Source organism: Pseudoalteromonas luteoviolacea NCIMB 1942 (assembly GCF_001625595.1).
Classification (GTDB): domain Bacteria; phylum Pseudomonadota; class Gammaproteobacteria; order Enterobacterales; family Alteromonadaceae; genus Pseudoalteromonas; species Pseudoalteromonas luteoviolacea_A.
Genome location: NZ_AUXT01000178.1, coordinates 1 through 9,078, shown reverse-complemented (window position 1 = coordinate 9,078; position 9,078 = coordinate 1). Strand labels below are relative to the sequence as shown.

Sequence of the window (9,078 nt, the reverse complement as noted above, 5' to 3'; positions counted from 1 at the left end):
TTGGAATTTGAATTCGGGAAATTAAAATAGAACCAACGTCAACCGTTGGCTCTATTTGATTACAGCTATTGATTTAAGTTGCCTGACTAAACACCTAATAAGCTGTTTAAAGCTGGGTGCACTTGCATCTTAGCCTTTTCTTCGGAATATGGCGTTACTGCAAGTAGCGGGCACTTTAGTCTTTGTTTAAGTGTCTCAAGGTTTGCATCATATTCGGCCATATTGGCGTCGATTTGATTGGCAACCCACCCTACACACTTTGCACCTGCACCTTCAATTGCTTGAAGCGTTAAAAATGCATGATTTAAACAACCTAGCTTCATGCCCACAACCAAAATTACAGGCAGGTTTTGCTCTGCAACCCAAGTCGATAAAAACTCATCGTCATTAATTGGTAGTGCCCAACCACCAGCGCCCTCAACGAGGGTAAACTCAGCGCCTAGCGTCGAGACATCGGCAAGCTTATGTGTTAAATCTTGTTTTGAAATATGTACATCTGCCCTGCTTGCCGCAATATGTGGCGCAATTGGCGGTTTAAAACAAAATGGATTTATTTGCTCATATGTACCATGCACATTTGCAGCTTCCATCAAGGTCAACGCATCTTCGTTGACCAATTCTCCAAACGCCTCTTCAGCTCCCGCAGCAATTGGCTTAAATCCTAGGGCTTTTTTCTTTTTTGATACTAGGTACTTAAGTAATAAGCTGGTCACATAAGTTTTGCCAACTTCAGTATCCGTTCCCGTTATAAAAAACTGACTCATTATTTTGTTAACTCCAAAAATGCGACTTCATAGCTTACGTGGGCGCAGCCGTCCCTAATAGGATAAGAGTCCAATAGTGTTTGATAGCTTTTTTTCCCTACCAAGCCCCTTCGATTTTCGCCACTATTAAGTTGATTTGCACCAATGTTCTTTACTGACTTCATTGCTGCCTTTGGTGTATCAAACATATCCACTAAACAACGTTTGCTAACCGAACGAATGCTAAATCCTGCGGCTCTTGCTGCGGCCAGTAGATTTTCAAAATCAATAAATTTGTTCACATGACAGTGCTCATCTACCCCCTGCCAAGCCGTTGCAATTTCTCTGAGTGAACCATCGACAACGATTGAAAGGTGCGCCCTGCCCCCCAGCTTTAAGATTTCATGTAGCTTAGCTAAAAGTTTGGGCAAGTCACCACTCCACTGAATCGCAAAATTACTAAAAATACAATCAAATGAATTTGCCAAAAATGGGAGACTATCCATATCAGCACATACTTTATATGCACTTTGTGGCCCTTGATTAAGCATACTTTGGCTTAAATCCAGCGCGACTAACGTATTACTTTTTTCAGATAAAGCACCGTGGTGTTGCATGGGGCCTGCACCTAAGTCAAGCATAGCACCATAGCGCTTATTCATACCCGAGAGGAGAATTTCTGCTGACCGCTTTTGTACGTTTGCATGCTTTAGGTATTGGGCTGACGCACGAGAAAACTTACTTGCTACTTGTAACTTAAGTGCTGCACTCATAATACATCCTCCAGACACCTTACCAAGTGTTCGATGTCTTCTCTTTGGTGCGCGGCAGTAAGTGTGACACGTAACCTTGACGTATTGTGTGGCACGGTGGGTGGTCTAATTGCCGTTAGCCAAACGCCTTTAGTCGAAAGCTTTTTTTGTGCATCCAAAGTATTCTCAGCACCACCTAAAATCACTGGCTGTATCGCACTATCTGACCCTTTAAGCGGAATGCTGGCATCCATCGCTAGTTTTTTAAATAACTCGATATTAGCTTTAAGGTCACTGCGCGCTTTATGTCCGTCGCATAGGCGTGTTAGCTGCCTCGAAGCAATTTCTACTAAAGCTGGCGAGATAGCGGTTGAATAAGTGTACTCACGATTGCACTGTAACATGTATTCAATCACTCGTTTGCTAGCTAGCACCGCAGCACCTTGGCACCCCATCGCCTTGCCAAACGTAATGACTAAGATTTCAGGCTTTACCCCGCTCTCCACTGAGCCAAGACCATTTTCTCCACACATTCCAAAGCTATGGGCGTCATCAATCATCAGCCACGCTTTATGAGCCTGAGCAAGTTGTTTAAGCGCGTTTAACGGTGCACCATCGCCATCCATAGAAAATATGCCTTCACTGATAACAAGCTTGTTATCAGCATTGCTTTTTTCCAGCCTAGAACGCAAGTGTCCCATGTCATTGTGATTAAATCGAACTAACTTGGCTTTACTATTTAAGCTGCCATCAATCAGGCTTGCATGGTTCAGTTTATCCTGAAAAACAGCACTGCACTGGCCGACTTTTGTGTCATGAAATAATGCACTGATCACACTAAAATTAGCAGCAAAGCCACTCGCAAATAGCATCGCTCGTTCAAACCCTAAAAGTTCACACAGCCTAGCTTCAAACAACCGATGTGTTCTTTGATATCCAGTTACCAAGGCTGAGCTTTTGCTACCAGGGTTAAAAGTTGACGATACAGGCAAGTCCGCCAGTGCCAAATAGTCGTTACTCGCAAAATTTAGATATTGGGTGCCATCAACCTGAATATGTCTAGCAGAGGCCTTTTCAATGCAAACGCGCTGACGCAACAATGCGTCCTGCGCCTTTACAGCAAGCGCTTGATCTATATATTCAAACGCCATTTATTTCGCTTCGTAAAATAACTCAGATGTCGCTTTGTCAGCGATGGCTGAATTCAATGAAGCTTCATATGCTTCGTCTGAATAGTCTTCTCGTGTTTCTGGTTTCATACCAAGTTTTTTAAGTAGGTTCATGTCAGCATCAGCTTCTGGGTTTTCAGTCGTCAGAAGTTTATCACCATAGAAGATAGAGTTTGCGCCGGCAAAGAAGCACATAGACTGCATTTGTTCATTCATCGCTGTACGTCCAGCCGACAATCGAACGTAACTCTCTGGCATCATGATACGTGCAACAGCAATCGTACGAATAAATTCAAAATGATCTAAGTCATCGACATCTTCAAGTGGTGTGCCTGCAACCTTAACCAACATGTTAATTGGCACACTTTCCGGCTGCTTTGGTAAATTTGCCAATTGCATTAACAGACCATAACGGTCAGCTGCTTGCTCACCCATACCAACAATACCGCCTGAACATACTTTCATACCGGCGTCGCGAACATGGTCAATGGTATTTAATCGGTCTTGGTAAGTACGTGTTGTAATGATTTGCTCGTAGTACTCCGGAGAAGTGTCTAGATTGTGGTTGTAGTAGTCTAAGCCAGCATTTCTTAACGCATGTGCCTTTTCATTGTCTAATTTACCAAGCGTCATACATGTTTCTAAGCCTAGTGCGCTTACTTCTTTAACCATTTTTTCAATGTAAGGCATATCACGGTCTTTAGGGTCTGACCAAGCAGCCCCCATACAAAAACGCGTCGCGCCTTTTTCTTTTGCTAATTTAGCCTGGTTAACGACTTTTTCAACTTCCATTAGTCGCTCTCTTTCTAGGTCAGTTTTATAATGACCTGATTGCGGGCAGTATTTACAATCTTCAGGACAAGCACCTGTTTTTATCGACAACAATGTTGAAATCTGGACTTCATTTTGTTTGAAGTTTTTACGATGCACACTTGCAGCGTGAAAAAGCAGATCATTAAAAGGCATTTCGAATAATGCCTTTACTTCATTGTGTTTCCAATCGTGACGAACGATGCCATATTCCATAACTTATTCTCTTCTTTTCTGGTTCTTTTTTCGCCAGACAATTTGACGGTCATTGGCTTAGTCTACTTCTTGCTTTAGTATTGTCAACGACACAGACTAGCAAAAGGTTTACAAGTGAACATTAACCAATCGGTAGATTTAGATTTTGATAGAGAGCATATCTGGCACCCTTATACCTCGATGATAGATCCACTTCCTGTTTACCCAGTCACACACACAGATAAAAACAGGATTTTTTTAGAAACAGGTGAGTCATTAATAGATGGTATGGCGTCATGGTGGAGCGCCTTGCATGGCTACAACCACCCGAAGCTTGTCAAAGCGATGACCGAGCAAGTAACAACTATGAGCCATGTCATGTTTGGTGGCATTACCCATGGACCCGCCGTAAACCTGTGTAAAAAGTTAGTTGAATTAACACCTGCACCTTTACAAAAAGTATTTTTAGCTGATAGCGGTTCCGTTAGTGTTGAAGTTGCAATAAAAATGGCATTGCAATTTTGGCTCAGCCAAGGCCACAGTAGCAAAACCAAATTGATGACAGCCAAAAAAGGCTATCATGGTGATACCTTTGCTGCGATGAGCGTTTGCGATCCAGTCAATTCGATGCATAGCATGTATCAGGGGTTTTTACCTGAACATATTTTTGTCGAGGCGCCAACATCTGGTTTTGATCAAGAGCTGAAGGAATCGGAACTTGATGCACTAGAAAGCGCTTTTAAAACGCATCATAATGAACTCGCCGCTTTTATTATCGAGCCAATCGTCCAAAATGCTGGCGGTATGAATTTTTACAGTGCCGATTACCTTAAAGCATTGAGGGAGTTGTGTGAAAAATATAATGTTTTATTGATCTTAGATGAAATTGCTACTGGATTCGGTCGCACCGGCAAAATGTTCGCATGTGAACACGCTCAAATCTCACCAGATATATTGTGCGTAGGAAAAGCGCTCACAGGTGGATGCATGACATTGTCAGCTACATTAACCACAGAAAAAGTTGCGTTAGGGATCAGCCAAGGTGAAGCTAAAGTACTGATGCATGGACCAACCTTTATGGGCAATCCATTGGCGTGTGCAACGGCGCTTGCCAGCTTGGAATTATTGGAAGAAACCGATTGGCATTCAAATGTACATAGAATTAACCAAGCAATGTCTCGCTTGCATCGCTGCGCAGAGCTAGATGTTGTAAAACAGGTTCGTACCCTAGGTGCCATCGGAGTCGTTGAGTTAAAAGAGGTCGTCGATGTTGCTAAAATTCAAAAATTCTTCATACAGAAAGGATTGTGGATCCGACCTTTTGGCAAGCTTATCTATATTATGCCTCCTTACATCACATCAAATGAAGACATTGAGGAATTAAGTGATGGGATCTATCAAGCGATAGAACAAAATGCATATTAAAACACTGGTAGCCCAGCACTAGTGCTGGGTTAACAGCCTCCTGTCGACATCAATCTGATTAAATTTCACGCAAGCCCGTATATATTCCAAGCACATACGAAGAAAAGCACCATTTTTTCAGGGTCTTTGATGATTTGTACCTGAATTTACTTCAAGTTTTTGCTACAATGCGCCTCTTATTTTTAAACTAGCAAGCCGAGAAGTAGTAAGTATGCAACAATCCGTCCAATTGCAGCCGGCAGAGGCCTATCAACCACCTCGCTTTACTGTGTATCAACACCGTCAAATTGATAAAATTGAGCAGCTCGACCAGTTGCCTGAGCACCTTCGCTTTCAAATGAAGGTGGTTGCTAATGTATTCCCTTTCCGTGTAAACAATTACGTTATTGACGAATTGATTGACTGGGATAAGGTACCTAACGACCCCGTATTCCAGCTCACTTTCCCTCAACGTGGCATGCTTGACGATGAGTCTTATGATGAAATGGCAGCGCTATTAAAGCGTGACCACACACCGGATGAGGTATTCGAGCTTGCAACTAAGCTTAGACAAAAGCTTAACCCTCACCCAGCTGGCCAAATGGACAAAAACGTCCCTTCATTTGAAGGTGAGCACGTTGAAGGTGTGCAGCATAAGTATAAAGAAACCGTTTTATTCTTCCCTGCTCAAGGCCAGTACTGCCACTCTTACTGTACGTTCTGTTTCCGCTGGGCTCAGTTTGTTGGTAAAGCGACACGCTTTAACAACAACGATGAAGAATTACTTCACAGGTATCTAGAAGAGCATACTGAAGTGACTGACCTTCTAATGACCGGTGGTGACCCTATGGTAATGCGCACAGTTAAATTGCGTAAATACCTAGAGGCACTTAAAGAGCCAAGATTTGACCATATTCGTACCATACGTATCGGTACTAAATCTTTAACTTTCTGGCCATTCAGATATGTAACAGATCCAGATGCACAAGACCTACTTGCGCTATTGAAAGAGTTAGTAGATGCAGGTAAACATGTGTCTATCATGGCTCACGTAAACCACAAGCAAGAGTTGCGTACAGACGTAGCAAAAGAAGCGATTAAATTATTACGCAAAACTGGCGCACAGATCCGTACACAAGCCCCACTACTAAACCACTTGAATACAGATCCAAATATGTGGGCAGAAATGTGGAAGGAACAAACACAAATGGGCATGATCCCGTACTACATGTTCATCGAACGTGATACCGGTGCTAAACGCTATTTTGAATTGCCACTTCACAAAACTTGGGAAATATTTAGAGACGCTTACAAGCAGGTTTCGGGTGTAAGTAGAACAGTACGTGGACCTTCTATGAGTGCAGGCCCGGGTAAAGTGGAGATTTCTGGTGTAACCGAAATTGCTGGTGAGAAAGTATTCGCGCTACGATTCATACAGGCACGTAACCCAGAGTGGGTTCAACGCCCGTTCTTCGCGAAGTTTAACGAGAACGCACATTGGCTAGATGACTTAAAACCAGCATTTGGTGAAGAAAAGTTCTTCTGGCAAGAAGAATACGAAGCAATGTAATTCAAAAAAAGCCGACTTATAAAGTCGGCTTTTTACCATTCAAATATATGTGCCATTTTGCTAATGGTCTTTAGAGCAACACCATGTTCATTACGTTTGGCATAAAGGTGCTGCATTGATTTGTCTTTAACCTCACCAACAATCACTTCTTTTACTTGATAACCCATTGCTTGAGCGGCACTGACATATGCAATGAACTCCCACTTTTTTACGTTTGTATTATCAACTATCACCAACGGGATACCTTGTGCTAATGCATTGATAAAGCGTGCAAGGTTTAAGTTATGGTATTTAGGGAGTTTAGATTTGTTAAACTCATAACGACCGTCCTCATCTGTAAAGTAGTCATCTGTCGAGCAGATAATGTATTGAGACTCATCGCCTGCTACAAGTTCATCTGCTAGCGTATGGGCGTAATGTGTTTTACCTGAACCTGGTAAACCCCTTAGAATAAAAGCTTGTTTCATTTAATGAAATTTCATTCCGACTATATTTAAATTAACCTAACTATAATGCCATAAAAAAGCCCTTTCGCACAGCCTATAAGATGGTCAATAACACGCCAACTCACGAAATAAGCGAACATTTAAAGAAATTTTTTGGCATATCCTTAAATTGGTAGTTTTTTTATGTAGCTATCAGGGGTAATATACGGATCACGTGACTTCACACACAAACAAGCGAAATTTAGTTAAACAAAAGCGAGTCACAACAGAGTTTGCATTTAGGTATATTTAAATTTGTACCTGCGTGCATATATAGACAAAAACAAGTGGGCATATTAGCCCTTATATAATTAATCATTTTGGAGTAAAGATGAGCCACATAGCGATAACGGAGCTACTAGCAGGCACCGTTGCGGTAGACAGCCAAGTTACGATAAAAGGCTGGATCCGTACACGACGCGATTCAAAAGCGGGTATTTCATTTCTTGCCGTCCACGACGGTTCTTGTTTTGACCCTATTCAAGCAGTAGTACCTAATTCGCTTAATAATTATGAAGAAGTAACTCGTCTTACTGCAGGTTGTTCTGTAGCTGTAACTGGCATACTTGTGGAGTCACAAGGTAAAGGTCAAAGCTATGAACTTCAAGCCAACTCAGTTGAAGTGCTTGGCTGGGTGGAAAACCCAGATTCATACCCAATGGCTGCAAAGCGCCATTCAATTGAGTATTTGCGTGAACATGCTCACCTACGTCCACGTACAAACGTGATCGGTGCAGTTACACGTGTTCGTAACTGTTTATCGCAAGCAATTCACAGATTTTTCCATGAACAAGGTTACATGTGGATCAGTACACCTATCATCACAGCAAGTGACTGTGAAGGTGCTGGTGAAATGTTCCGTGTATCAACGCTTGATATGAATAACCTACCTCGCACTGACAAAGGCGATGTAGATTACAACGAAGATTTTTTCGGTAAAGAAGCGTTTCTAACCGTATCTGGTCAGTTGAACGGTGAGACATATGCAAGTGCAATGTCTAAGATCTATACTTTCGGCCCGACATTCCGTGCTGAAAACTCAAACACATCTCGCCACTTAGCTGAATTCTGGATGGTAGAACCTGAAGTGGCGTTTGCGGACTTAGATGATATTGCAAACTTAGCAGAGAACATGCTGAAATACGTATTTAAAGCCGTATTAGAAGAACGTCGTGATGATATGGAGTTCTTCGCACAGCGTATCAATAAAGAAGCAATCTCAAGATTAGAGAGCTTTGTAGACAAAGACTTTGCTCAAGTCGACTACACAGATGCAATCGAAATCTTAATAACGTCTGGCAAACAGTTTGAATATGACGTTGAGTGGGGTGTAGACCTTCAGTCAGAGCACGAACGTTACCTAGCGGAAGAGCACTTCAAAGCGCCAGTAGTTATCAAGAATTACCCTCGTGACATTAAAGCATTCTATATGCGTCAAAATGAAGACGGTAAAACAGTAGCTGCGATGGATGTTGTTGCACCTGGCATCGGTGAAATCATTGGTGGCTCTCAGCGTGAAGAGCGTTTAGATGTACTTGACGCACGTTTAGAGGAAATGGGCTTGAATAAAGAAGATTACAGCTGGTATAGAGACCTTCGTAAATACGGTACGGTTCCTCACTCTGGCTTTGGTCTTGGATTCGAGCGTCTAGTTGCATACGTAACAGGTATGGGTAACGTTCGTGACGTTATCGCATTCCCTCGTACAAAAGGCAGCGCAACTTACTAATTTAATAGTAATTTAAAATAAAAAAGCCCCTATTCAAGGCAATACTGTTCACTTTAGAGGAACAACTTTGCGATTAACAGAGTAACGGCTTTTATTCATCTTAACGACCCTAGGGCAGCTTGGCCTAGGGCGTTTTTCTTTAGAGAGTACCGTCAGTCCCCTATAAGTGCAGCTAAACGCTTGGGTGTGTTGCCTGGAGAGAGCATTCGCCATCACTTTAA

The 9,078-nt window shown here is 42.3% G+C and carries 8 protein-coding genes; 3 read left to right on the top strand and 5 right to left on the bottom strand.

Annotated features, from left to right (window positions below; translation table 11 throughout):
• Window positions 1-86: 86 nt before the first annotated feature.
• From bioD to bioB, 4 genes are read right to left on the bottom strand one after another with little or no spacing between them, the layout of a single operon-like run.
• Entirely contained in the window at window positions 87-764 is a 678-nt protein-coding gene (gene bioD, locus N482_RS15385) for a dethiobiotin synthase (RefSeq protein WP_063377871.1), read from the bottom strand.
• Window positions 764-1,516 carry a methyltransferase domain-containing protein gene (locus N482_RS15380; protein WP_063377870.1) on the bottom strand — a complete coding sequence of 251 codons (753 nt, stop codon included), beginning with the start codon at window positions 1,514-1,516 and terminating at the stop codon, window positions 764-766. The genes bioD and N482_RS15380 overlap by 1 nt, the downstream gene beginning before the upstream one ends.
• Entirely contained in the window at window positions 1,513-2,646 is a 1,134-nt protein-coding gene (locus tag N482_RS15375) for an aminotransferase class I/II-fold pyridoxal phosphate-dependent enzyme (RefSeq protein WP_063377869.1), read from the bottom strand. Before N482_RS15375 ends, N482_RS15380 begins: the two co-directional genes overlap by 4 nt.
• Entirely contained in the window at window positions 2,647-3,690 is a 1,044-nt protein-coding gene (bioB, locus tag N482_RS15370) for a biotin synthase BioB (RefSeq protein ID WP_063377868.1), read from the bottom strand.
• 114 nt (window positions 3,691-3,804) lie between these two features.
• On the opposite strand from bioB, the gene bioA reads away from it, so the two are divergent.
• A complete protein-coding gene (gene bioA, locus N482_RS15365; RefSeq protein WP_063377867.1) occupies window positions 3,805-5,094 on the top strand; it encodes an adenosylmethionine--8-amino-7-oxononanoate transaminase in 1,290 nt (429 codons plus the stop codon).
• A gap of 211 nt (window positions 5,095-5,305) precedes the next feature.
• A complete protein-coding gene (locus tag N482_RS15360) occupies window positions 5,306-6,643 on the top strand; it encodes a KamA family radical SAM protein (RefSeq protein WP_063377866.1) in 1,338 nt (445 codons plus the stop codon).
• 32 nt (window positions 6,644-6,675) lie between these two features.
• Here the strand turns inward: N482_RS15360 and N482_RS15355 are convergent, their stop codons facing one another.
• Window positions 6,676-7,110, bottom strand: coding sequence for an ATP-binding protein (locus N482_RS15355; RefSeq protein WP_063377865.1), 435 nt, complete (start codon window positions 7,108-7,110; stop codon window positions 6,676-6,678).
• A gap of 349 nt (window positions 7,111-7,459) precedes the next feature.
• Between N482_RS15355 and asnS the strand changes: the two genes are divergently transcribed.
• Complete coding sequence (asnS, locus tag N482_RS15350; protein WP_063377864.1) at window positions 7,460-8,857, top strand: asparagine--tRNA ligase; 1,398 nt, start codon at window positions 7,460-7,462, stop codon at window positions 8,855-8,857.
• Window positions 8,858-9,078 lie beyond the last annotated feature (221 nt).